22 protein-coding genes are annotated in these 21,867 nt (G+C 68.9%); 5 read left to right on the plus strand and 17 right to left on the minus strand.

What is annotated here, in order from left to right; genetic code table 11:
• The first annotated feature begins 98 nt into the window (after positions 1-98).
• Positions 99-1,883 carry a lipid A export permease/ATP-binding protein MsbA gene (gene msbA / locus BLS74_RS15290; RefSeq protein ID WP_093107645.1) on the plus strand — a complete coding sequence of 595 codons (1,785 nt, stop codon included), beginning with the start codon at positions 99-101 and terminating at the stop codon, positions 1,881-1,883.
• A 9-nt stretch (positions 1,884-1,892) separates the two neighbouring features.
• On the opposite strand, the gene rng is transcribed toward msbA, so the two are convergent.
• The 8 genes from rng to BLS74_RS15330 are packed head-to-tail and all read right to left on the minus strand — an operon-like array spanning position 1,893 to position 8,708.
• Positions 1,893-3,419: a ribonuclease G gene (rng, locus tag BLS74_RS15295; RefSeq protein WP_093107647.1), complete on the minus strand. Its 1,527-nt coding sequence runs from the start codon at positions 3,417-3,419 to the stop codon at positions 1,893-1,895.
• Positions 3,420-3,423: 4 nt separating this feature from the next.
• Positions 3,424-4,029 carry a Maf family protein gene (locus BLS74_RS15300; RefSeq protein ID WP_093107649.1) on the minus strand — a complete coding sequence of 202 codons (606 nt, stop codon included), beginning with the start codon at positions 4,027-4,029 and terminating at the stop codon, positions 3,424-3,426.
• Positions 4,026-4,493 (minus strand): 23S rRNA (pseudouridine(1915)-N(3))-methyltransferase RlmH, encoded by a 468-nt coding sequence (gene rlmH / locus BLS74_RS15305; protein WP_093107651.1) that lies wholly within the window; start codon positions 4,491-4,493, stop codon positions 4,026-4,028. The genes BLS74_RS15300 and rlmH overlap by 4 nt, the downstream gene beginning before the upstream one ends.
• Positions 4,490-5,137 (minus strand): ribosome silencing factor, encoded by a 648-nt coding sequence (gene rsfS, locus BLS74_RS15310; RefSeq protein ID WP_093107653.1) that lies wholly within the window; start codon positions 5,135-5,137, stop codon positions 4,490-4,492. The genes rlmH and rsfS overlap by 4 nt, the downstream gene beginning before the upstream one ends.
• On the minus strand, positions 5,137-5,757 hold the full coding sequence (gene nadD, locus BLS74_RS15315) for a nicotinate (nicotinamide) nucleotide adenylyltransferase (protein WP_093107655.1): 621 nt from the start codon (positions 5,755-5,757) through the stop codon (positions 5,137-5,139). Before nadD ends, rsfS begins: the two co-directional genes overlap by 1 nt.
• The gene (gene hemF, locus BLS74_RS15320) at positions 5,748-6,665 is read right to left on the minus strand and encodes an oxygen-dependent coproporphyrinogen oxidase (protein ID WP_093107657.1); all 918 of its coding nucleotides are present in this window, start codon (positions 6,663-6,665) and stop codon (positions 5,748-5,750) included. The genes nadD and hemF overlap by 10 nt, the downstream gene beginning before the upstream one ends.
• A complete protein-coding gene (gene purD, locus BLS74_RS15325; protein ID WP_093107659.1) occupies positions 6,662-7,957 on the minus strand; it encodes a phosphoribosylamine--glycine ligase in 1,296 nt (431 codons plus the stop codon). Before purD ends, hemF begins: the two co-directional genes overlap by 4 nt.
• Before the next feature lie 25 nt (positions 7,958-7,982).
• Entirely contained in the window at positions 7,983-8,708 is a 726-nt protein-coding gene (locus tag BLS74_RS15330) for a YebC/PmpR family DNA-binding transcriptional regulator (RefSeq protein ID WP_093107661.1), read from the minus strand.
• 171 nt (positions 8,709-8,879) lie between these two features.
• Between BLS74_RS15330 and BLS74_RS15335 the strand changes: the two genes are divergently transcribed.
• Genes BLS74_RS15335 through BLS74_RS15350 form a run of 4 tightly spaced genes read left to right on the plus strand, consistent with a single transcriptional unit; the run spans position 8,880 to position 12,825 of the window.
• Positions 8,880-10,238, plus strand: coding sequence for an NAD(P)/FAD-dependent oxidoreductase (locus BLS74_RS15335; protein WP_093107663.1), 1,359 nt, complete (start codon positions 8,880-8,882; stop codon positions 10,236-10,238).
• A complete protein-coding gene (locus tag BLS74_RS15340; RefSeq protein WP_170855611.1) occupies positions 10,235-11,266 on the plus strand; it encodes a chorismate transformation FkbO/Hyg5 family protein in 1,032 nt (343 codons plus the stop codon). The genes BLS74_RS15335 and BLS74_RS15340 overlap by 4 nt, the downstream gene beginning before the upstream one ends.
• A gap of 18 nt (positions 11,267-11,284) precedes the next feature.
• Entirely contained in the window at positions 11,285-12,082 is a 798-nt protein-coding gene (locus BLS74_RS15345) for a lysophospholipid acyltransferase family protein (protein WP_093107665.1), read from the plus strand.
• Positions 12,049-12,825 (plus strand): glycosyltransferase family 2 protein, encoded by a 777-nt coding sequence (locus tag BLS74_RS15350; RefSeq protein WP_093107667.1) that lies wholly within the window; start codon positions 12,049-12,051, stop codon positions 12,823-12,825. The genes BLS74_RS15345 and BLS74_RS15350 overlap by 34 nt, the downstream gene beginning before the upstream one ends.
• Here the strand turns inward: BLS74_RS15350 and fabG are convergent, their stop codons facing one another.
• The 9 genes from fabG to BLS74_RS15395 are packed head-to-tail and all read right to left on the minus strand — an operon-like array spanning position 12,826 to position 21,867.
• Entirely contained in the window at positions 12,826-13,557 is a 732-nt protein-coding gene (gene fabG / locus BLS74_RS15355) for a 3-oxoacyl-ACP reductase FabG (protein ID WP_093107669.1), read from the minus strand. It lies immediately after the preceding gene.
• The gene (locus BLS74_RS15360; protein WP_093107671.1) at positions 13,554-14,024 is read right to left on the minus strand and encodes a hotdog family protein; all 471 of its coding nucleotides are present in this window, start codon (positions 14,022-14,024) and stop codon (positions 13,554-13,556) included. The genes fabG and BLS74_RS15360 overlap by 4 nt, the downstream gene beginning before the upstream one ends.
• Positions 14,021-14,776 carry a class I SAM-dependent methyltransferase gene (locus tag BLS74_RS15365; protein ID WP_093107673.1) on the minus strand — a complete coding sequence of 252 codons (756 nt, stop codon included), beginning with the start codon at positions 14,774-14,776 and terminating at the stop codon, positions 14,021-14,023. Before BLS74_RS15365 ends, BLS74_RS15360 begins: the two co-directional genes overlap by 4 nt.
• Positions 14,773-15,612 (minus strand): polysaccharide deacetylase family protein, encoded by an 840-nt coding sequence (locus tag BLS74_RS15370; RefSeq protein ID WP_093107675.1) that lies wholly within the window; start codon positions 15,610-15,612, stop codon positions 14,773-14,775. Before BLS74_RS15370 ends, BLS74_RS15365 begins: the two co-directional genes overlap by 4 nt.
• Positions 15,612-18,002: an MMPL family transporter gene (locus BLS74_RS15375; protein ID WP_093107677.1), complete on the minus strand. Its 2,391-nt coding sequence runs from the start codon at positions 18,000-18,002 to the stop codon at positions 15,612-15,614. The genes BLS74_RS15370 and BLS74_RS15375 overlap by 1 nt, the downstream gene beginning before the upstream one ends.
• Positions 17,999-18,595: a LolA-related protein gene (locus BLS74_RS15380; RefSeq protein ID WP_093107679.1), complete on the minus strand. Its 597-nt coding sequence runs from the start codon at positions 18,593-18,595 to the stop codon at positions 17,999-18,001. Before BLS74_RS15380 ends, BLS74_RS15375 begins: the two co-directional genes overlap by 4 nt.
• Positions 18,567-19,547 (minus strand): acyl-CoA synthetase, encoded by a 981-nt coding sequence (locus BLS74_RS15385; protein ID WP_093107681.1) that lies wholly within the window; start codon positions 19,545-19,547, stop codon positions 18,567-18,569. The genes BLS74_RS15380 and BLS74_RS15385 overlap by 29 nt, the downstream gene beginning before the upstream one ends.
• Positions 19,544-21,232: an AMP-binding protein gene (locus tag BLS74_RS15390; protein WP_093107683.1), complete on the minus strand. Its 1,689-nt coding sequence runs from the start codon at positions 21,230-21,232 to the stop codon at positions 19,544-19,546. The genes BLS74_RS15385 and BLS74_RS15390 overlap by 4 nt, the downstream gene beginning before the upstream one ends.
• Complete coding sequence (locus BLS74_RS15395; RefSeq protein WP_093107685.1) at positions 21,229-21,867, minus strand: COG4648 family protein; 639 nt, start codon at positions 21,865-21,867, stop codon at positions 21,229-21,231. Before BLS74_RS15395 ends, BLS74_RS15390 begins: the two co-directional genes overlap by 4 nt.

Consider the following 21,867-nt stretch of genomic DNA (forward strand, 5'->3'; position numbering starts at 1 on the left):
TGGTACACAAGGCGATGCACGCAAGGTCACAAAACGTGTATGTGCAGGCGTGGTCCTACAGCGGGGGCCGATCGTACGCAACCGTAGAATGCGCCGCCATGCAGCCTTCCCCCGACGCCGAGTCCGCGCGCCCTCCTCTCACGCGCCGGCTTGCGCGACTCATGACCTGGTTCGGAGGCTCGCGCCGCTGGTGGGCGCTCGGGCTCGCCACGGCCCTCGTCGCCGCCTTGACCGAGCCCCTGATGCCCGCGCTGCTCAAGCCGCTGCTCGACCGCGGCTTCACGCGCGGACAACTTGCGCTCTGGATGGTACCGGCGGCCATCATCCTGCTCTTCGCGGTGCGCGGCCTCGCGCAGTTCGTCTCGCAGTACGCGCTGGCACGCATCGCCAACGAAGGCATGCAGCGGCTGCGACGCGTGATGTTCGAAAGGTTGCTTGCGGCCGAGCTCGCCCTCTTCTCGCGCCAGTCGGCGAGCGCGCTGTCGAACACCGTGGTCTACGAGGTCCAGACCGGCGCCATGCTGCTGGTGCAGGCGCTCCTGGGCCTGTCGCGCGACGGCTTCACGCTCATTGCGCTCCTGGCCTACCTGATCTACCTGAACTGGAAGCTGACCTTGATCGTCGGCGTGCTGGCGCCCGGCGTGGCCTGGATCATGAAGGTGTTCTCGAAGCGCCTCTATCGCCTCACGCAACTCGGCCAGCAGGCCACCGACGAGCTGGCCTACGTGGTGGAGGAGAACGTGCTCGCGCACCGCATGGTGCGCTTGCACAACGCGGAGGCCAGCCAGACCGAGCGCTTCGACCGCCTCAGCCACAGCCTGAATCGCCTGGCCGTGAAGTCCACCATCGCCTCGGCCGCAATGACGCCGCTGACCCAGATCGTGGCTGCCGTCGCGCTGTCGGTGGTCGTGATGATCGCCCTCTGGCAAAGCGGCGAGCAGGGCCTGACGGTCGGCGGCTTCGTCGCCTACATCACGGCGATGCTGATGTTGATCGCGCCGATCCGCCGCCTCGCCGACATCGCCGGCCCGATCACGCGCGGGCTCGCGGCGCTCGAGCGCGGCCTGGCCTTGATCGACAGCGTCGCATCCGAGTCACAGGGCCGCTTCGAGACGCCGCGGGCCGAAGGCCGCATCGAGCTGCGCGCGGTGCGGGTCAACTACCGCGGAGAGGACGAGGCCCGGGCGCTCGACGGCGTGAGCCTTTCGATCGCGCCCGGCGAGGTGGTGGCCTTTGTCGGCCCCTCGGGATCGGGCAAGACCACGCTGGTCAACCTGCTGCCGCGCTTCGTGCTGCCGAGTGCCGGCCAGGTGCTGCTGGACGGCCACGACGTTGCCGAGTGGAAGCTGAAAAGCCTGCGCGCGCAGTTCGCGATGGTCAGCCAGGACGTGATCATGCTCAACGACACGCTGGCGGCCAACGTGGCGCTCGGCGCCGCGGTCGACCGCGAACGCGTGCTCGCCTGCGTGGCGGCCGCGAACCTGGCCGTGCACGTCCAGAGCCTGCCGCAGGGCATCGACACCGTGCTCGGCCACAACGCGACGCAGCTCTCGGGCGGACAGCGGCAGCGGCTCGCGATCGCACGCGCACTCTACAAGGACGCACCGGTGCTGCTGCTCGACGAGGCCACCTCGGCCCTCGACACCGAATCCGAGCGGCTGGTGCAGGAGGCGCTGCAGCGGCTGATGCAGAACCGCACCACCCTGATCGTCGCGCACCGGCTCTCGACCATCCAGCATGCCGACCGCATCATCGTGATGGAGCATGGCCGCATCGCCGAGCAAGGCAGCCATGCGCAGCTGATGGCGCTGGAAGGACTCTATGCGCGGCTGCAGACGCATGCAGTACGCAGCGCAACTGCCGGCCAAGACCCGACGCTCTAGCGCGGCCGGCTAGAGCAGCACGATGTCGTACTGCCCCTGCCCCATCGCCGGCTCCGCCTGCAGCGAGATCGGCTTGCCGATGAAATCGCTGAGGCCCGCCAGGTGCTGGCTCTCCTCGTCGAGAAAAAGCTCGATCACCTGCGGCGACGACACGATGCGGAACTCGCGCGGCGTGAACTGGCGCGCTTCGCGCAGGATCTCGCGCAGCACGTCGTAGGCCACGCTGCGCGCGGTCTTCACGATGCCCTGCCCGTTGCAGGCCAGGCAGGGTTCGCAGAGCATGTGGGCCAACGATTCGCGCGTGCGCTTGCGCGTCATCTCGACCAGGCCCAACTGCGAGAAGCCGCCGGCCGTGGTCTTGACGCGGTCGCGCGCGAGCTGCTTGCGAAACTCGGCCAGCACCTGCTCACGATGGTCGTCGCGCGCCATGTCGATGAAGTCGACGATGATGATCCCACCCAAGTTGCGCAGCCGCAGCTGCCGCGCGATGGCCTGCGCGGCCTCGAGGTTGGTCTTGAAGATGGTGTCGTCGAAGTTGCGCGCGCCGACGAAGCCGCCGGTGTTCACGTCGACGGTGGTGAGCGCCTCGGTCTGGTCCACCACGAGGTAGCCGCCGGACTTCAGGTCGACGCGGCGGCCCAATGCCTTGGCAATTTCCTCGTCGATCGAATAGAGGTCGAAGATCGGCCGCTCGCCCTTGTAGAGCTGCAGCTTGCCGGCCGCCTGCGGCATGAATTCGAGCCCGAACTTGAGGAGCAGGTCGAACTGCTCGCGCGAGTCGATGCGAATAGTCTGCGTGTCCTCGCTGGTCATGTCGCGCAGCACGCGCTGCAGCAGGCTCAGGTCCTGGTGCAGCAGCGACATGGGCGGCATGCGCGACGAGAGCTCACGGATGCGCGACCAGGTCTTGCGCAGGTAGGCGATGTCTTCGGCCAGCTCGGCATCGCTCGAATCCTCGCCGTTGGTGCGCAGGATGAAGCCGCCGGTGTTCGCGGGCACCGCGCCGCCGCTGTCGGCCGCAGCGGCGGCCTCGATCAGCACCTGCATGCGCGTGCGCAAGGCATCGCGCAGATCCGGCGGAATCTTCTGCGAGACGCCGACATGGTTGTCCTGCGGCAGGAAGACGAGCAGCCGGCCGGCGATGCTGATCTGGGTCGACAGCCGCGCGCCCTTGGTGCCGATCGGATCCTTGATCACCTGCACCAGCAGCGACTGCCCTTCGAACACCTGCTTCTCGATCGGCACCACGGCGCCGCCGTTGCGGCCGTCGCGCTCCGGCTGCGGCGCGCTCGGCCGCGAACCGGGCGTGAAAGGCGCCACGATGTCGGCCACATGCAGGAAGGCCGTGCGGTCGAGCCCGATGTCGATGAAGGCCGACTGCATGCCCGGCAGCACGCGCGAGACCTTGCCGAGGTAGATGTTGCCGACCAGCCCGCGTTCGAGCGTGCGCTCCACGTGCAGCTCCTGGACGGCGCCATGTTCGACCAGGGCGACACGGGTCTCCTGGGGGGACCAGTTGATCAGGATGTCTTGCATGTTTTTAGAGCCTAAAGCCGGCCCGGCGCAGCAGCTGTGCCGTCTCGAACATCGGGAGGCCCATGATGCCCGAATGCGAGCCGCTGATGTGTTCGACGAAAGCCGCGGCCCGCCCCTGGATCGCATAGGCGCCGGCCTTGCCCATCGGTTCACCGGTGGCGACGTAGTCGGCGATCCGCGACTTGGCGACGGCGGCAAAGCGCACGCGCGACACGCTGAGCGCCGCATGCCGGCGCCTGCCGTGCTGCAGCGCGATCGCCGTCAGCACGCGGTGGGTGCGCCCGGACAGCAGCGCGAGCATGCGCTCGGCATCCCGCGCGCCCTCCGGCTTGGCCAGGATGGCGCGGCCCAGGGCCACGGTGGTGTCGGCGCAAAGCACGGGCGCCGGCGGCAGGTCCAGCCGCTTGTGCCGCGCCACGGCCGCATCGAGCTTGAGCGCGGTGACCCGCTGCACATAGGCCGTCGGCGATTCGCCCGGCAGCTCGTGCTCCAGCGCCTCGGTGTCTTCATCCGGCCCGGCCAGCAGCAGTTCGTGGTGTACGCCGAGCAGTCCCAGCAGTTGCGCGCGCCGCGGACTTTGCGACGCAAGATAGATGAAAGACGGGTTCATTCGCGGTGATAAGGATGTCCTGCATTGACCGACCAGGCACGGTAGAGCTGCTCGACCAGCAGCACGCGCGCCATCGCATGCGGCAAGGTCAGATCCGACAGGCGGATGCGTTCGTGCGCGGCGGCCTTGAAGGCGGGATCCAGCCCGTCGGGGCCGCCGATCACCAGCGCGACGTCATCACCCTCGCCTTGCCAGGCCTGCAACCGGGCAGCGAGCGCCTTGGTGGTGAGCGCGGTGCCGCGCTCGTCCAGCACCACGATGCGCATGCCCTTGGCGATCGCGGCCTCGATGCGCTCGCGCTCGGCCGCATAGAGCGTTTCAAGCGTCTTGGAGCCGCGCGGCTCGGTCTTGACCGCACGCAGTTCGAGCTTGAGTTCGGGCGGAAAACGCTTGGCGTAGTCGTCCCAGGCGGTCTGTGCCCAGTCGGGCATGCGCTGCCCGACTGCGACCACCAGCAGCTTCATGACCGGGACGAAGCGGTCTTGCGCGGCGCCTTCTTCGCCACCGGTGCGGCCTTCTTCGAGGCTGCGGCCTTTTTCGCGGGCGCCTTGTTCACGACCATGGTCTTGACCGGCGTCTTCCGGGCGGCCGTCTTCTTGGCCGCGGGCTTCTTCGGCTTGGCGGCCTGTTCGGCCGCGCGGATCGCGGTCTTGGCTGCGCTGGAACGGCGCAGCGAGGTGCTGTTCTTGGCCGCGGGCGCCTTTTCCTCGCTCGCTCTGGCGGGGGCTGCGGGCTTCGAAGCGCCCAGCTTGGTGCGCACCGGCTTGTCGCCCCAGATCTCTTCGAGGTGGTAGTACTGCCGGATCGCCGGCTGCATGATGTGCGCGACCGCCGCGCCGCAATCCACGATGATCCATTCGCCGTTGTCCTCGCCCTCCACGCGCGGCTTGCCGAAGCCGGCGTCCTTCACCGCATCGCGCACGCTGGCGGCGAGCGCCTTGGTCTGGCGGTTGGAGGTGCCCGAGGCGACGATCACGCGCTCGAAAAGCGGAGAGAGATGCTCGGTGTCGAATACCTGGATGTCCTGCGCCTTGACGTCCTCGAGGCCGTCGATGATGGCTCTCTGGAGTTTTTGGGTGTCTTTCTTGGCGGCGGCTTCAGTGTTCATCAGGCGGATCGATAGAGATGGTGTTGGTCAATATAGCGTGCAACCGCCGGCGGAACCAGACGAGAAAAGTCGACGCGCGTCGCAGCGCGGGTCCGGATGTCGGTCGCGCTGATGTCCATCGGCGCGAGTTCGAGGGTTTCGACGCGCGCACCGGACGGGAGGGGAGGCAGGATTCTAGGGCCAACAGGATCGGCAGAGCCCGTGGCGCCTGCGCGATACGCTACGGAAACGATAGCAAGAGCCAGAATCTCCTGCCAACCGTGCCATCGCGGCAACGAAGCGGCTTGGTCGGCACCCATGATCAGCACCAGCTGGGCGGCGGGCTGCTCCTGCTGCAGTTCGCGCAGGGTGTCGAGGGTGTAGGTGGGCCCCGCGCGCAGCGTTTCGCGCGCATCGACCACCGTGCGCTCGAATCCGCCAAAGGCCAGCCGCGCCATCGCGAGCCGATGCTCGGCCGCGCTCAGCGCCCGCTGCTTGTGCCAGGCGTCGCCGGTCGGGAAGATGCGCAGCTCGGCCAGGTTCAGCTGCGCCAGCGCGGCCTCGACCAATGCGACATGCGCGTTGTGCGGCGGATCGAAGGCGCCGCCGAAGACACCGACGCGGGGCGCGGTCAGAGCCATTCGCGTCGCACGATGAAGTCGCTGTAGAGCGCGGCCTCGGGCGTGCCGGGCTCCGGCTGCCGGCGATAGGCCCAGCTCGCCAGCGGCGGCATCGACAGCAGGATCGACTCGGTGCGCCCGCCCGACTGCAGGCCGAAGTGCGTGCCCCGGTCCCAGACCAGGTTGAACTCGACGTAGCGGCCGCGGCGATAGAGCTGGAACGCGCGTTCGCGCTCGCCGTGAGCCATGTCGCGGCGCCGCTCGACGATCGGCAGGTAGGCCGGAAGAAAGGCATCGCCGACCGCGCGCAGCATCGCAAAACTCTGCTCGAAACCGAGCTCGGCGAAATCGTCGAAGAAGATGCCGCCGATGCCGCGCTGCTCGTTGCGGTGCTTCAAGAAGAAATACTCGTCGCACCAGGTCTTGAAGCGCGGGTACTTATCCTCGCCGAAGGGCGCCAGCGCGTCGCGGCAAGTGCTGTGGAAATGCACCGCATCGTCTTCGAAACCGTAGTACGGCGTGAGGTCCATGCCGCCGCCGAACCAGCACACCGGCTCGCCGTCGGCCGGCAGCGCGGCCAGCATGCGCACGTTCATGTGCACGGTCGGCACATAGGGGTTGCGCGGATGGAACACCAGCGACACGCCCATCGCCTCGAAAGGCGCGCCGGCGAGCTCCGGCCGGTGCTGCGTAGCCGAGGGCGGCAGCTTGGGGCCGCGTACCTGCGAGAAGCCGCAGCCGGCGCGCTCGAACAGCAGGCCGTCTTCGAGGATGCAGGTCAGGCCGCTGCCCTGCAGCGGCTCGCCCGGTTCCTTCTTCCACTCGTCGCGAACGCAGGTACCGCCATCGGCCGCTTCGAGCGCGGCCACGATGCGTTGCTGCAAACCCCGCAGGTAGTCGCCGACCGCTTGTGGATCCTCGCGCATCAGCCTTGCGAACCGCGCGCGTGGACGGCGCGGTGCCCGATGTCCTTGCGGTATTGCGCGCCGTCGAAATGGATGCGCGCCGCGACCGCATAGGCGCGTTGCTGCGCCTGCTTGACGCTGTCGGCCAGCACGGTCACACAGAGCACGCGCCCGCCGCTGGACTTGAGTTCGTCGTTCTCGAGCGTGGTGCCGGCATGGAACACCACTGCATCCGGCGCTTCGGGCGGAATGCCCGTGATGCGGTCGCCCTTGCGCGGCGAAAGCGGATAGCCGTGGGCCGCCATCACCACGCCGAGCGCGACACGGCGGTCCCAGTCGAGCTCGATCTGGTCAAGCGTGCCGTCGGTGGCGTGCCAGAACACCTCGAACAGGTCGGACTTGAGCCGCATCATGATCGGCTGGGTCTCGGGGTCGCCCATGCGGCAGTTGAATTCGAGCGTCTTCGGATGGCCCGCGGCATCGATCATGAGACCCGCGTAGAGGAAACCGGTGAAGGGGATGGCGTCTTTTTCCATGCCGCGGATGGTCGGCAGGATGATCTCGCGCATGGCGCGCGCATGCACCTCGGCCGTGACCACCGGCGCCGGCGAATAGGCGCCCATGCCGCCGGTGTTGGGGCCCTGGTCGTCGTCCTGCAGGCGCTTGTGGTCCTGGCTGGTGGCCAGCGCGGTCACGTTGCGGCCGTCGCACAGCACGATGAAGCTGGCCTCCTCGCCTTGCAGGAACTCCTCGATGACGACGCGCGCACCACCCTCGTTGTGCGAAATGCCGAGCTTGTTGTCGACCAGCATGAAGTCGATGGCCTCGTGCGCTTCCTCGAGCGTCATCGCCACCACCACGCCCTTGCCGGCGGCCAGGCCGTCGGCCTTGACCACGATCGGCGCGCCCTTGGCATCCACGTAGGCGTGGGCCTCAGCGGCATCGGTGAAGGCCTCGTACTCGGCCGTCGGGATCTTGTGGCGCTTCATGAAGGCCTTGGAAAAAGCCTTGGAGCTCTCCAGCTGCGCCGCCGCCTTGGTGGGCCCGAAGATGCGCAGGCCGTGCGCGCGGAATTCGTCGACCACGCCGGCCGCCAGCGGCGCTTCGGGGCCGACCACGGTCAATGCGATTTTTTTCTTCAGCGCCCAGGCCCGCAATGCGGCGGGCTCAGAAATATCGATGCACTCGTAGCGCGAATCCGCGCGCGTACCGCCGTTGCCCGGCGCCACATAGACCCGGCTGACCCGAGCGGCCTGCGCCAGCCGCCACGCCAGCGCGTGCTCGCGGCCCCCTCCCCCAATCACCAGTACCTTCATTCGCAGGCTTTCATTGGCGCTTTCCTCATTCGGAGAGCGCTGCGTTGTGATAGACATCCTGCACGTCGTCCAGGTCCTCGAGCACGTCGAGCAGCTTCTGCATCTTCGCGGCGTCCTCGCCCGTGAGCTCGATGGTGTTCTCGGCCCGCATCGTGACTTCGGCCACCTCCGGCTTGAGGCCTGCCGCCTCGAGCGCGTTCTTGACCGTCTCGAAGTCGCCGACTGCGGTCAGCACCTCGATGGCGCCGTCGTCGTCGGTCACCACGTCCTCCGCGCCCGCTTCGAGCGCCACTTCCATCACCTTGTCCTCGCTGGTGCCGGGCGCAAAGACGAACTGGCCGCAGTGCTTGAACTGGAAGGCGACCGAGCCTTCGGTGCCCATGTTGCCGCCGTGCTTGGAGAAGGCATGGCGCACCTCGGCGACGGTGCGCACGCGGTTGTCGGTCATGGTGTCGACGATGATCGCGGCGCCGCCGATGCCGTAGCCCTCGTAGCGGATTTCCTCGTAGTTGACGCCTTCGAGGTTGCCGGTGGCCTTGTCGATGTTGCGCTTGACGGTGTCGGCCGGCAGGTTGACCGCCTTGGCCTTCTCGACCGCCAGCCTGAGCCGCGGATTGCCGCTCAGATCGCCGCCGCCGGCGCGTGCCGCGACCATGATTTCACGGATCGCACGGGTCCAGAGCTTGCCGCGCTTCTCGTCCTGCCGGCCCTTCCTGTGCTGAATGTTCGCCCATTTGCTGTGTCCGGCCATGGCTTTCTATCTCGCTATCTCGTGTTTTCAAAGCAGGTAGCGAGTTTACTGTCCGGCGCGCGCAACGCCCCGTGTCCTACAGCGAGACCATAGATGCTTTTTGGGATAATCCGCCGCTGATGCGCCACGTCCGATCGGGCATCTTCTTGGAATCCATCCCAGTCAAAGCGCATGAACATCCCTACAACAACAGCCGAACCCGCCGCGCTTTCGCCGCAGACTTGCGACGTGCTCGTGATCGGCGGCGGCCCGGCTGGCTCCACGGCCGCCGCCCTGCTGGCGCGGCAGGGCCGCAAGGTCGTGCTGCTCGAGAAGGCGCGCCATCCGCGCTTCCACATCGGCGAATCGCTCCTGCCGGCCAACGTGGCACTGTTCGACAAGCTGGGCCTGCGCGACGAGCTCGAGCGCATCGGCATGCCCAAGTGGGGCGTCGAATTCGTTTCGCCCGATCACGATCACGCGCAAATGGTCGAATTCGCCGAGGCCTGGGACAAGTCGATGCCCTATGCCTGGCAGGTGCGGCGCTCCGAGATGGACGAGATCCTGTTCCGCAACGCCACCACCCAGGGCGCGCAGGCCATCGAAGGCTGCCGGGTGCGCGACGTACGCTTCGACGACGACGGCGCCACCGTCCAGGCCACGCTGGACGACGGCGCCTCCTGCAACTGGCGCGCACGTTTCGTCATCGACGCCTCCGGCCGCGACACCTTCCTGTCGAACAAGTTCAAGGCCAAGCAGAAGAACCCAAAGCACAACAGCTCGGCCCTCTTCGGCCACTTCACGAATGCCGAGCGCCTGCCGGGCAAGCTCGAGGGCAACATCACGATCTTCTGGTTTGCGCACGGCTGGTTCTGGTACATCCCGCTGGCCGACGGCACGACCAGCGTCGGCGCCGTGTGCTGGCCGCACTATCTGAAGTCGCGCAGCAAGCCGCTCAAGGATTTCTTCGCCGACACCATTGCGAGCTGCCCGCAGCTGGCCGCGCGCCTCAAGAACGCCACGCTGGTCGGCGACGCGGTCTACGCCACCGGTAACTATTCGTACACCAGCACCCATTGCAGCGGCGAGCGCTACCTGATGCTGGGCGATGCCTTCACCTTCGTCGACCCGGTGTTCTCCTCGGGCGTCTACCTCGCGATGCACAGCGCCTTCGAAGGCGCGGAGGTGGTGGCCACCGCACTCGACCGACCCGCGCAGGCCGCCCCGGCGCGGCAGCGCTTCGAGCGCTACATGCGCAAGGGTCCGCGCGAGTTCTCGTGGTTCATCTTCCGCGTCACGAACCCGACCATTCGCGAGTTCTTCATGTACCCGCAAAACCCGTTCCGCGTAAAGGAAGCACTCATGTCGCTGCTGGCCGGCGATATCTACGGCAAGACGCCGATCTGGCGCTCGCTGCGAGTGCTCAAGGCAATCTACTACCTGGTGTCGGCCGGGCATCCGCGCCGCACCTGGGAGGCCTGGCGCAGGCGACGCAGCAACATCCGCGACCTCGGGCCGCTTGCCGGCGAAAACATCGTCGAGGCCCAGTGAGCGCGCGCGATTTCAACGGGGTGCCGCCCCTGCGCGTCCAGCGCTTGTCCTTGTCGCAAAGCCTGGCCCTGCTGTCTGCCGGCAACCCGCCCTTCGGCGCGCTGGGCTACGGCACACCGGACGACCTAACCTGGATGCCCACGGTCAATGCGCGCGTTCTTTCGGGAGCGGGCGCCATGGCCGACGTGTGGCATGCCAGCGAACGCATCGAATCCGGCACCACCGGCGTGGTGCGCTGGCGCTGCGACGGCCACTGGATGCTGGGCGCCATCGATCTCGACGAGGCCACTGAAAAGGTGGGCCTGGCCGCCCTCGCCCAGCGGGCCTATCGCGACCTGTTCGAGTCGCTCGAGCAGACGGGCTGCGCCCACCTGCTGCGCGTGTGGAACTACCTGCCGCAGATCAATGGCGACGGCGGCGGCCTCGAGCGCTACCGGCAGTTCAACCTGGGCCGCCAGCAGGCCTTCTTCGACGCCGGCCAAGCCGCTTTCGAAGGAGCGCCGGCCGCCTGCGCGCTCGGCATCCACCAGGGCGCGCTGTGCATCCGCTTCCTGGCGGGACGCATCGCGCCGCTGCCGGTCGAGAACCCGCGGCAGGTCTCGGCCTACCGCTATCCGCCGACCTACGGCCCGCGCTCGCCGACCTTCTCGCGCGCGGCGCTGGCCGAGATCGGTGGCGGCGACGTGGCGCTCTTCATCTCGGGCACGGCGAGCATCGTCGGCCATGAAACCGTGCACCTGGGCGACGTGGTGGCGCAGACCCAGGAAACGTTGCGCAATCTCGGCGCGGTGATCGCGGCGGCCAACGAGCGCGCGACCACGCGCTTCGATCTCGCGGCCCTCGATTGCGTGGTGTACGTGCGCCATGTCGCCGATGCGCCGATCGTGCGCCGGGTGCTCGAAGAAACGCTGGGTGCAGAGGCTCACACCGTGAGCCATGCGGTCTACCTGGAGGCGGACATCTGCCGCCAGGACTTGCTGGTGGAGATCGAGGCCCATGCGGTTGCCAACGGCTCATTGCACGCCTGAAAGCGCGAGCACGCCATCATGAACCGGCTGCTGCGCTGGATCCTCTTCATTCCGCTCGCCTTGCTACTCTACGCCCTGCTCCTGCTGCTGGGCAGCATCTCGCTGGCCTGGAACCTGGTCGCGATGCTGCTCTACCCGGTGCTGCCGGCGCGCGTGGGCCGCTCGCTCGGCCGCAGCGTCATCGCCTTCGCCTACCGCTCGTTCTGGGCCACGGCCTCGGCCATCGGCATGATGCGCATCGACGCGAGCTGCCTCGACGCCTTGCGCGACGAACGCGGCGTGATCTTCGTCGCCAACCATCCGACCATGCTCGACGCCCTGCTGCTGGTGGCGCGCCTGCCGCGCAGCGCCTGCATCATGAAGGCCGACCTGATGCGCAACATCTTCCTCGGGGCAGGCGCGCGCCTGGCGCGCTACATCCGCAACGACTCGGCGCGCACCATGGTGCGGCTCGCGGTCGAAGATCTCAAGAACGGCGGCCAGTTGGTGATCTTCCCCGAGGGCACGCGCACCGTGATACCGCCGCTCAATGCCTTTCGCCCCGGCGTCACGCTGATCGCCAAGCTCGCACAGGCGCCGATCCAAACCGTCTTCATCGACACCGATTCGCCCTACCTCGGCAAAGGCTGGCCGCTGTGGCGCGTGCCGCCGCTGCCGATCGTCTTCAGGCTCCGGCTCGGGCAACGCTTTGCGCCGCAGCAGGACAGTGACGCGCTGCTGCACGAGATCGAACAATACTTTCGCCACCCCATGGAACAGCGCGCCTCCGACGCGCAGCCCGCATGCCAGACGTCTCGCGCACCCACCTTGTCCTGATTCCCAGCTACAACACGGGCGAGCGCCTGTTCTCGACGGTCAGCGCGGCCCGCGCGCAATGGAGCCCGGTCTGGGTGGTGGTCGACGGCAGCACCGACGGTACCGGCGAACGCCTGCAGCAGATGGCCGCCTCCGACCCCGGCTTGCGCGTGTGGGTGCTGCCGCAGAACCAGGGCAAGGGCGCGGCCGTGCTGCATGGCTTGCGCGCGGCCCAGGAGGCCGGCTACACGCATGCGCTCACCATGGACTCCGACGGGCAGCACCCGGCCGACCTGATCCCGGCCTTCATGCAAGCCTCACAGGCCCGGCCCGAGACCATGGTGCTGGGCCGCCCGGTCTTCGATGCCTCGGCGCCGCTGCTGCGCGTGCGCGGCCGGCGCGTCTCGAACGGCTGGACCCAGCTCGAAACCCTGTTCGCCGGCATCGGCGATTCGCTCTACGGCTTTCGCGTCTATCCGGTGCCGGAGCTGATCGCAGTGATGGCGCGCCAGCCCTGGATGCGCCGCTTCGACTTCGACACCGAGGCCGTGGTGCGCCTCGCGTGGCGCGGCGTCAAGCCGGTCAACATCGATGCACCGGTCAAGTACCTCACGGCCGAGGAAGGCGGCGTCTCGCACTTCAACTACGTGCGAGACAACCTGCTGCTGAGCTGGATGCACACGCGGCTGATGCTGGAGTTCGTGCTGCGCTTGCCCGCTCTCCTGCTGCGCCGGCTGCGGCGAGCGCCGCCGTTTCAGCGTTGATCAGATCATCCCGCCATTGATCGAGATGATCTGCCCCGTGATGTAGGCCGCCTCATCGCTGGCCAGAAACCCCGCCAGCGCAGCCACCTCTTCCGGCCTGCCCGCCCGCTTCACCGGCACCAGCTGATCGATCATCGCCTTGTCGAACACGCCGTCGGCCATCGGCGAAGCGATGATGCCGGGCGCGATAGCGTTGACGGTCACGCCGCGCGCTGCCACTTCGAGCGACAGCGCCTTGGTCGCGCTGTTGAGCGCGCCCTTGGCGGCCGCGTAGTTGACCTGGCCGCGGTTGCCCGTCAGCGAGGCCACCGACGAGATGTTGAGGATGCGGCCCCAGCGCGTGCGCAGCATCGGCAGCAGCAAGGGCTGCGTGACGCGGAAGAAGCCGTTGAGCGAGACGTCGATCACCTTGTGCCACTGCGCGGCGCTCATGCCCGGCAGCACCGCATCGTCGTGCACGCCGGCGTTGTTGACGATCACCTGCACCGGCCCGCCGGCCAGCATGCGTTCGCACGCGGCGCGCGAGGCCTCGTCGCTCTGCAGGTCGAACACATGGCATTCGGCCTGGCCGCCCGCGGCGATGATAGTGGCCGCGAGCTGCTCGACCGCCTCGGGCCGCGAGTTGGCATGCAGCAGCACGGTGGCGCCGTCGCGCGCCAGGCGCTCGGCGATGGCCGCACCGAGAGCGCCGCTGGCGCCGGTGATCAGTGCGCGTCTACCGGTAAGGCTCATGAGGATGCTCCCGTTGCAAGCGGCGTATTGAGCACAACCACCGCGCGGCCTTCTGCCAGCGGCCTGCCCTGCGCGGCCCTCACCGCGAATTCGTAGAGGATCTGGCTGGCGTCGCCCGAGGCGCGCTGCGCATGCACGTGCAGTTCGCCTTCGACCTCGTCGAGGCGCTGCGCGGCAAAGCGCACATTGCGCGCGCTGGCCAAAAAGCCGGCCGAGGGCTCGCTGCCCTCCTCCGCAATCAGCCCGCCATGCAAGGCCATGGCCTGCGCCGCATATTCGATCGCATTCGGCGACAACAGCCCGCTGGCCGTGCGCAAGGGGTTGTCCTCGCGCCGATGCGTCGTGGTGGTGCAGTGGATGGCCTGCGCGTCCCAGGACACCAGGCGCTCCAGCAGGCACATGCTGCCGCTGTGCGGAATGCGCCTCGCGATGCCGGCCTGGTCGAGCTGCTGCGGTGCGGTGGTCACGCAGCCTCCCTGCGGTCGGCCACCAGCAGCACGTTGGCGAAGGGCGTGCCTTCGCTCATCGGCATGCTCTGCACCGAGAAGCCCAGGCGCTGCAGCAGCGCCGTCCAGTCCGCCAGCGGCCGGCCCCAGGTCGGCGAGACGCGATGGCCGCGGATGCGCGTGACGGTGCGGTCCACCCATTGGCTGATGGCGAAACCGCGCCGGCTGGCCATGTCGCCGACGCGCAGCAGCAATCGCCCGCCCGGCTGCAGCGCGGCGTGCACGCGCCGCAGCACGCCCTCCTGCGCGGCGTGGTCGACGTAGTGCAGCACGTCGAGGATCACGACCAGGTCGCAGGCCGGCATGGCGGCCGTGCACATGTCGGCGCAGACGAAGCGCGGCGCCGGCTGCAGATGGCCGATGGAGTTTTCGGCGCGCGCCACGTCCTTGGGCATCAGCTCGATGCCGGTGTACTCCGCGGCGGCCGGTGTCGTAGGCCATGCAGGCGGCCAATGGCCCGCTCGCGACTGCATCGCGGCCATCGCCGACAGCAGGCTCGCGAACAGTCCCTGGCCGCAGCCGATGTCGACCACGCGCTGGTGGCTCTCGCCGATCAGGCCGCGTTCGACGAGGCCGCGGAACACCGGATCGCGCTCCAGCTTGCCGCGCGCGAAATGCCAGGCGAAGTTACCGGCCTTCCTGTACGGCGCAGTGGCCGCTTCATGCAGTCGGCGCCATGCGGCGTCGGTGGTGGTCGATACCTGTGAACTCATGCGGCCAATGCTTCCGGCAAGGTGACTGCGCGCAAGCCGTTCGCATGAATGCGCGCCAACAGGGGGGGCAATACCTCGAGCACGATAGGCCGTCCGGCCGCCGTGCGCGCCGCATGGCCGTCGTGGAGCAGCAGGATGTCGCCTGCCTGCAGATCGCGCGTGAGCCGCGCCAGCACGGTGGCCGCGTTGCGCTCGCGCGTGTCGAAGCCGCGGCGCGTCCAGCTCACGAGCGAAAGGCCCATGCGATGCAGCACCGGCGCAAGAAAAGGATTGCGAAGGCCCGCGGGCGCGCGAAAGCAGGTCGGCCGCTCGCCGGTCACTTCCTGCAGCACCTGTTGCGCGCGCGATATCTCGGCCGCGAAACCGCGCGGCCCGAGAAAGGAGAAGTTGTGCCGATGCCGCGCCGTGTGGTTCTGGATGCTGTGGCCGCGCGCCACGATTTCGCGCGCCAGCGCCGGGTGTTCGAGCACGCGCTCGGCGATGCAGAAGAAAGTGGCGCGCTGGCCATGAGCGTCGAGCTGGTCAAGCACCTGCGGCGTGACCTCCGGGTCAGGCCCGTCGTCGATGGTGATCGCGACTTCGCGGCGCGCGACGGCCGGCTGCGGCAGCCGCGTCACGTTCGGGCCCAGCAGGCTGCTGCGCGGCGTGAGCCCCGCGGCGGTGATCAGCACATGGTTGAGCACGATCGCGCCGATGGCCCACGGCGCCGCCCCCGGCACCAGCACACCGGCCGCGATGGCGAGCAGATGCCAGCCGACGCTGGCGCGAATGATCGGCGGCCAGGGCCAGGACTCGGGAGCAGAAAGAGTTTGGGGCATCGGGAAGGATTTTCCCATCACTGACGGGCCGCCGAAGCCCCGGCAGGCCCGCGCGCAAACGCGGCCGACAGCAGCAGCGCGAGCAGCGCGCCAGGCGCTACCACGCGGCCGATCGCTGACAGCGCGGGAATGTCCGAGATCGCGATCAGCGTGAAGGAAACCACGGTCGTGAGGTTGGCCAGCATCAGCGAAGCCAGCGTGTCTTCGTCGGCGCGGCCGGTCTCGCGCAGCTGGTCGAAGAAGAGCGCGTAGTTCGAGCCCACGGCCACCACCAGCAGCAGGCCCACGAGATGCAGGATGCCCAGCGGCACCTGCAGCACCGCCAGGCCGCCGAGCGTGAGCAGCACCGCGACCAGCAGCGGCTCGCACACGGCCAGCAGCCGGCGCCCGGAGCGCAGGTAGACGCCCAGCAGCACCACCACCGCCAGCGCACCGAGCATCACCTGCACGAAGGCCTCGTGCAGGTAGCGCCGATAGAGACCGCGCAGCTCGTCGCCGACGTTGACCACCTGCACCTCGGGCACATCCGCCAGCGCCGCCGCGAGGCGCCCTGCATCGAAGCGCTCGCCGGGGTGCAGCGAGATCAGCGCCGACCAGCCGCCGCCCGGCCGCTGGAACATCAGTGCATTGACCACGGCGCCCAGCGGCCCGTTCTCGAGATCGGCACGCCGGATCATGGGTTGCGAGCGCGCCTTCTCGACATCGGCGAGGAAAGGCGTGAGCCGGCTCGCCGGCAGCGGCAGGCCCTGGGTCGCTTCGGCCAGCCGCGTCTTCAGCGTCGCGGCATCGGGCAGGCTGGCGATGCGCGCGGCCTGCGCGGCCTCGCTGGGCAGCAGGCGCGTGACGCTCTCGAAGCCAGCCAGTTCGCCCTGGTCCACCAGCGCTTCGAGCTTCGCGGCAGCGGCCTCGGCGTTGCGCAAGGTGGCCTGCTCGTCGGCGCCGCGGACCACGACCAGCGTGCCGCCGTCGCTGGCGCCGATGTCGGCACGCAGTTCCTCGTCGAGCTGCTGCGCCGCCTTGGGCACCGGGCTCATGGCGCTGAGTTCAGCCCGCCACAGATGGCCGCCCTGCCACAGCACCAGCGCCAGTGCGGCCGCGCCCAGGCCCGCGAACAGGTAGCGCAGGCGCGGCAACGCACGGACGATGACGCCTGCGACCTGGGCCATCTGGCGCCGCATGCCCATGCCGGTCGCACCGTCGGGCGCCAGCACCGGCAGCACGTGGCGCGCGACGAGCGCTGCGGCGATCAGGCCGGCCAGCGAGAACACGCCGAGCTGTGCGAGCCCGGGGAAGCCCGAGAACACCAGCGCCGCGAAGCCGCAGACCGACGTCAGCAGGCCCAGCCGCACGGTGGGCCAATGGATGTCGCGCCAGCGTTGCCAGCCGGTGCCCGGCACTGCCGCGCCGCGCGCCTGGATCAGGTAGTAGATCGCGTAGTCGACGGTCTCGCCGATCAGCGTGCTGCCGAAGCCCATCGTGAGCCCGTGCACTTCGCCGAACCACAGGCTGACCGCCGCCGTGCCGCCCACCACGCCGGTCGCGACCGGCAGTACCGCGATCACCAGCGCGCGCGGCGAAGCAAAGGCCAGCAACAGCAACACGCCCATGACGATGCCGCCGACGGTGGCGAGCTTGATCGCCTCGCCCTTGATCTGGTCGCGGCTCTGCACCGAGAACACCGGCGCGCCGCTCATCTGCAGCCGCGGGCCGGCACTGCCCGTTTCGCGCGTGGCGGCCTCGAAGGCGCTGCGCACGCGCTCGACCGCGAGCGCCTGCGCGTCCAGGTCGCTGCCGGCCGCATGCGTGGTCGCCAGGATCAGTGCGCGCGGCGCGCGGCGCGAGGCCCAGACGCCGTGTTCGCTGCGCGGCGAGCTCGCGGGGATCAGGCCTTCGGCGATGCGCTGCGTCTCGCCCGTGGGGTCGCGCTCCAGCAACGGCTTGGTGATGTTGCCGGCCGGCGTGCCGAGCAGCGACAAGGTGTCGACGATCGCATCGCGCAAGCCGGCGGCGGTGAAGCGCTCGGGCCTCACGTCGGGCGCCAGCCGGTAGCGGTTGTCGAAGAGCCAGGTGCCGGACTCCTTCCAGTCGCTGGTGTCGCCGTTCTGCACCTGGTCGAAGAGCTTGCTCTCGCGCATCGCCGCGGCCACGGCGCGCGACACCTCGGCGCGTTGCGCGGCATCCTTGCCGCCCTCGATGCCGATGAAGAGCGTGCGCGATGCGATCCCGCTTTGCACCTGCTCGATCAAGACGCGCTGCCGCTCGTCGGGGCTTTCGGGCAGGAAGGCCGAGAGGTCGGCGCTGAAATGCGTGCGCGCGATCAGCGCGACGCCCGCCGCGAGCGCCAGCAGCCAGATGCCGAGCACCAGCGCGATGCGCCGCCGGCCGGGTGCGGCAGCGTGGCGCGTCACGGCGCGGTGCGCGTGGGTGTGATGCTCATCACCGAGCGGTCGCCGCCGATGAACTCCATCTCGATGCCGAGCACTTCGCCCGCGCGCCCGCTCAGGCGCAGCGTGCGCACCTGGGCCGCGAGCTTCTCATCGATGGGCACGAGGTCCAGCGTCCACTTGTCGGGGGTGCCGGAGACCGAGGTGCGGAAGTAGCGCGCGAGGCTTTGGGTATTGCCGTTCAAGGTGCCGCGCATGGCTTCGACCATGCCGAGCAGCTCGGGCATGCTGTCGAGCGTCATGGTGCGCGTGCGTCCGCCGCGCGACAAGGTCAGCGTGTTGCCGTCGACCGCCATGGTCTCGGGGCGTGGCGTGAGCGTGCGCCGCGTCAGCCGGTCGGGCGCCTGGAAGCTCAGCGTGCCGCTGGCGTCCAGCGGGCCTTCGAGGCCGCGCACGAAGCGCTGCTCGGTGAAGCGCGCCTCGCCGCTCTTCTGCTTGGCGAGGAGGCCCATCAGTTCAGGAAGGTCGAGGGCCCAGGCGGATGATGCGGAAAAAGCCAGCACCGCCAGCAGTCCCCTGCCCCAGCGCTCAAGCCGAATCTTCGAGCCAGAAGTCATGAAAATTGAACCAGTTGTAGGGATAGGCACGGCACAAGGCCTCGAGCCGTGCCACATAAGTTTCGAGCGCGGCGTGGATGCGGCGTTCCCGCTCCGCCGGGTCGGATATGCGCTCGCTGAAGTCGGCCAGCGGCTCGAAGCGGACATCGTAGCGCGCCCCTCCGACATAGAGCCCGGCCATGAAGAACACCTTGCGACGCAGCAGCGCGGCCAGCCGGAACGGGCCATCGTTGATGAGCGCCGGCTGCCCGAGAAAAGGCAGCTCGATGCTGTTGCCGCGTTGCTGGCCCGCCTCGTCCGGACCCGCCAGCGTGCGATCGGCCAGGAGGCCCGCGAGGCCGCCGCCGTCGAGCCAGTCGCGCAGCGCGAGCATCGAATGCGGCCGGCCCAGGGCGATGATGTGGGGCCGCAGACCGGGCAGGCTGATCGCGTCGAGCACCGTGGTGATCTGCTGTGCGTTGTCTTGGTACATCAACATCGCGAGCCGCAGGTCTTCGGGATTTTGGCTCTGCTGCTTGCAGGCGCCCATCGCCTCGAAGCTGCCGATGTGCGCCCCCAGCAGGAAGGCGCCCCGCCCCGCATGCGCTTCGGCTTCGACCGGCAGATTGCCATAGACCCGGATGTCGAACAGGTCCAGGCGGCCGCGCAGCAAATAGATGCGATCGAGCACCGTCGAAGCAAAGGCATGGAGCAGCCGATAGCCATCGACCCAACCGGCATTCGGGCCGATCGCCCGGAACAAGTAGCGCTTGATGTGGCGCCGCTGCGCCGGCGAAAACAGCAGGAAGTAGAGGCTGATCGGATGCAGGATGAGACGCGCCAACGGCCGCCCGCATTTGATGGCGATCCAGCAGATCACGCGCAACGCCAGCATGTTGCTGCGCTCGGGCATGCGTGACCAGTCGGCCTGGCGCGACTTCGCGTCGCCGGCCTCGGGCGGAATGCTGCTCATGCCGTGCTGCCCGGCGTCCAGCGCCCGCTCGCCACCGTCACCCCGGAAGAGTGCACCTCGAAGCGCAGCCCGCGCGAGGCGCCGGTTTCGGGAATGAGGTCGATCACGAGCGTGCTGCCCGGGCGCACCGGCGCGAGGAACTTGGCCGCCGCCAGCGTCGGCTGTGCACCGAGCCGGGCCGCCAGCGCGGGCACGCCCTGCACTGCTTCGAGCACTTCCGACAGCAGCAGCGCACCGGGCAGCAAGGGCTGGCCCGGGAAATGACCCGCAAAAGCCGGATGGTCCGCCGGCACCTCGTGCGTAAGCTGCACCGGCGTGCCGTCGGATGCGAGCTGCGCCAGCGCGAACTCGCGCAGTGCCCTGGCGGTGAGCTTGCCCGTCCCCTCGCGCGGAAAGGCCGTGACGTGCACCACGCGGCGCGGCACGAACACCGCCTCCAGCCGCTCGCGCAGCGCCGCGATGATCGCGTGCGCATCGAGCGCCGGCGCCACCACGAAAGCCACCGGCCGCACCACGCCGTCGGTCACGTCGTCGGGCAGCCAGAAGGCACCGTCCACGACGCCCGGGATGCTGTTGAGATGGTGGTTGAGGTAGCCCAGCGAGCTGCGCCGGCCAGCCACGTGGATCAGGTCGTTGGCGCGGCCCAGCAGGCGGAAGCGCCGATCGTCGACCAGCTCCAGCACGTCGGCCAGCGGCGTCGGCTCGGGGATGAAATCGCCTTCGAAGATGAAGCGCTCTCCGCCCTCGGCGTCGTGCTCGGAATGCACGCGGATCTGGCCGAAGGTCTCCCAGACCTCGCTCTGGGTGGGCCGCCGCGTCGCGACCTGGCCCGATTCGGTGCTGCCGTAGATCTCGATCAGCATGCCGCCCGTGGCCTCTTCGGCCTGGGCCGCGAGCTGCGGCGAGAGCGGCGCGGTGGCCGAGAGAATCAGGTCCACCGGCGGCAGCGCCACGCCCGAGAGCAGCAGGGTCTTGAGATGGAAAGGCGTGGTCACCAGCGCGCGCGGCTGCGGCACCGAGGCCAGCGCCGCCGCGACATCGGCCGGGAAGAAGGGCCGTCCGCTGTCGAAAGCGGCACCGCCCAGCATGGCCAGCAGCACCGAGGATTCGAGGCCGTAGCTGTGCTGCACCGGCACCGTCGCCACCAGCGTGAGGCCGGCCAGCGAGGGGCGCCCGAGCAGGCCGGACAAGCGATCGACCGCCGCGGCCACGTCGCCCACCAGCGTCTGCCACGACTTGGCATGCGGCTGTGGCGTGCCGGTCGAGCCGGAGGTCAGCAGGCTGACGGCATGCAGGTCGCTCGCGATCTCGGGCACAGGCCGATCGCCGGCGTCGGCGACGGGCGCGCGGTTCTCGATCAGGATGCGCGGCATGCCCGGCGTCTCGGCCTGTTCCGCGTCCACGATGGCGAAGGTGTGGCCGCCGGCCTCGACGAGGCGCGCCAGCGTGTCGGGCCGTGCATCGGGCGGCAGCAGGCTGGTCTCGCCGCGCACCAGTGCGGCCGCCAGGCTGACCGCGAAGGCATAGCGGTCGACACAGAGGTTGATCACCGGGCCGCCGGCCTCCAGCTCGGGTGCAAAGCGCGCGACGTCGGCCAGGAACTGGCGCGCGCTCACCGGCACGCCGTGACGCCAAGCGAGCGGCGCTTCAGGATCGCGATCGGAAAGAAGCGGAATCGGATTCATCGCCGGGTGTGGGTATCGACCGGCGCACCGTAGAACGCGCGCACCGTGTCGATCAGGCGGGTGCGCTCGAATTCGGGATGCAGCCGATAGCGCAGAAGGTACTCGCCCAGGAACAGCCCCGCCACCATCAGAGGGGTGAGCAGATTGGCCAGCACCGACCAGGCGGCGAAGGACAGGAAGGCATAGACCGCGATCGAGGCCACGGTCATGAGCGCGAAATAGGCGGTCCAGACACAGGTCACGCGAGCGGTGTAGGCACGCATGGCCGGCGACAGCGGATGGATGCGCTCGGCGAACTGGCCGATCAGCGACAGGCGGTCGCCGCGCAGCGTGCTGCCGAACCATCCGCACAGCAAGGCGTTGATGCCCGCGTGCTGCAACACATAGAGCCGATTGGGGTCCCCCGCCTCGCCGCGCAGCACCAGCGCGAAGCCGATCACACCGGCCGCGCCGGCCACTGCCAAGCCCCAGACGCCGAAGCGGCTACCGGCCAGGCCCAGCGCTGCCAGCCACAGCGGTGCGAGCAGCACCCCCACCGCCCAGGGCGCGGCGGCGTGGTACAGCATCATCCAATGGGAAACGCCGGCATAGGCCACCCCCGCGAGCAGCAGGAGCGCCATGCGCCATCGAGACAT

Source organism: Variovorax sp. CF079 (assembly GCF_900101545.1).
Classification (GTDB): domain Bacteria; phylum Pseudomonadota; class Gammaproteobacteria; order Burkholderiales; family Burkholderiaceae_C; genus Variovorax.

Excerpts from the sequence above, each read along its gene's own strand:
- rng (WP_093107647.1), bottom strand. The coding sequence starts at position 3,419 with ATGCAAGACATCCTGATCAACTGGTCCCCCCAGGAGACCCGTGTCGCC.
- BLS74_RS15395 (WP_093107685.1), bottom strand. The coding sequence starts at position 21,867 with ATGTCTCGATGGCGCATGGCGCTCCTGCTGCTCGCGGGGGTGGCCTAT.
- msbA (WP_093107645.1), top strand. The coding sequence starts at position 99 with ATGCAGCCTTCCCCCGACGCCGAGTCCGCGCGCCCTCCTCTCACGCGC.
- BLS74_RS15365 (WP_093107673.1), bottom strand. The coding sequence starts at position 14,776 with ATGAGTTCACAGGTATCGACCACCACCGACGCCGCATGGCGCCGACTG.
- purD (WP_093107659.1), bottom strand. The coding sequence starts at position 7,957 with ATGAAGGTACTGGTGATTGGGGGAGGGGGCCGCGAGCACGCGCTGGCG.
- rlmH (WP_093107651.1), bottom strand. The coding sequence starts at position 4,493 with ATGAAGCTGCTGGTGGTCGCAGTCGGGCAGCGCATGCCCGACTGGGCA.
- BLS74_RS15345 (WP_093107665.1), top strand. The coding sequence starts at position 11,285 with ATGAACCGGCTGCTGCGCTGGATCCTCTTCATTCCGCTCGCCTTGCTA.
- BLS74_RS15385 (WP_093107681.1), bottom strand. The coding sequence starts at position 19,547 with ATGAGCAGCATTCCGCCCGAGGCCGGCGACGCGAAGTCGCGCCAGGCC.
- fabG (WP_093107669.1), bottom strand. The coding sequence starts at position 13,557 with ATGAGCCTTACCGGTAGACGCGCACTGATCACCGGCGCCAGCGGCGCT.
- BLS74_RS15380 (WP_093107679.1), bottom strand. The coding sequence starts at position 18,595 with ATGACTTCTGGCTCGAAGATTCGGCTTGAGCGCTGGGGCAGGGGACTG.
- BLS74_RS15350 (WP_093107667.1), top strand. The coding sequence starts at position 12,049 with ATGCCAGACGTCTCGCGCACCCACCTTGTCCTGATTCCCAGCTACAAC.
- BLS74_RS15330 (WP_093107661.1), bottom strand. The coding sequence starts at position 8,708 with ATGGCCGGACACAGCAAATGGGCGAACATTCAGCACAGGAAGGGCCGG.
- nadD (WP_093107655.1), bottom strand. The coding sequence starts at position 5,757 with ATGGCTCTGACCGCGCCCCGCGTCGGTGTCTTCGGCGGCGCCTTCGAT.
- rsfS (WP_093107653.1), bottom strand. The coding sequence starts at position 5,137 with ATGAACACTGAAGCCGCCGCCAAGAAAGACACCCAAAAACTCCAGAGA.
- BLS74_RS15390 (WP_093107683.1), bottom strand. The coding sequence starts at position 21,232 with ATGAATCCGATTCCGCTTCTTTCCGATCGCGATCCTGAAGCGCCGCTC.
- BLS74_RS15370 (WP_093107675.1), bottom strand. The coding sequence starts at position 15,612 with ATGGGAAAATCCTTCCCGATGCCCCAAACTCTTTCTGCTCCCGAGTCC.
- BLS74_RS15335 (WP_093107663.1), top strand. The coding sequence starts at position 8,880 with ATGAACATCCCTACAACAACAGCCGAACCCGCCGCGCTTTCGCCGCAG.
- BLS74_RS15300 (WP_093107649.1), bottom strand. The coding sequence starts at position 4,029 with ATGAACCCGTCTTTCATCTATCTTGCGTCGCAAAGTCCGCGGCGCGCG.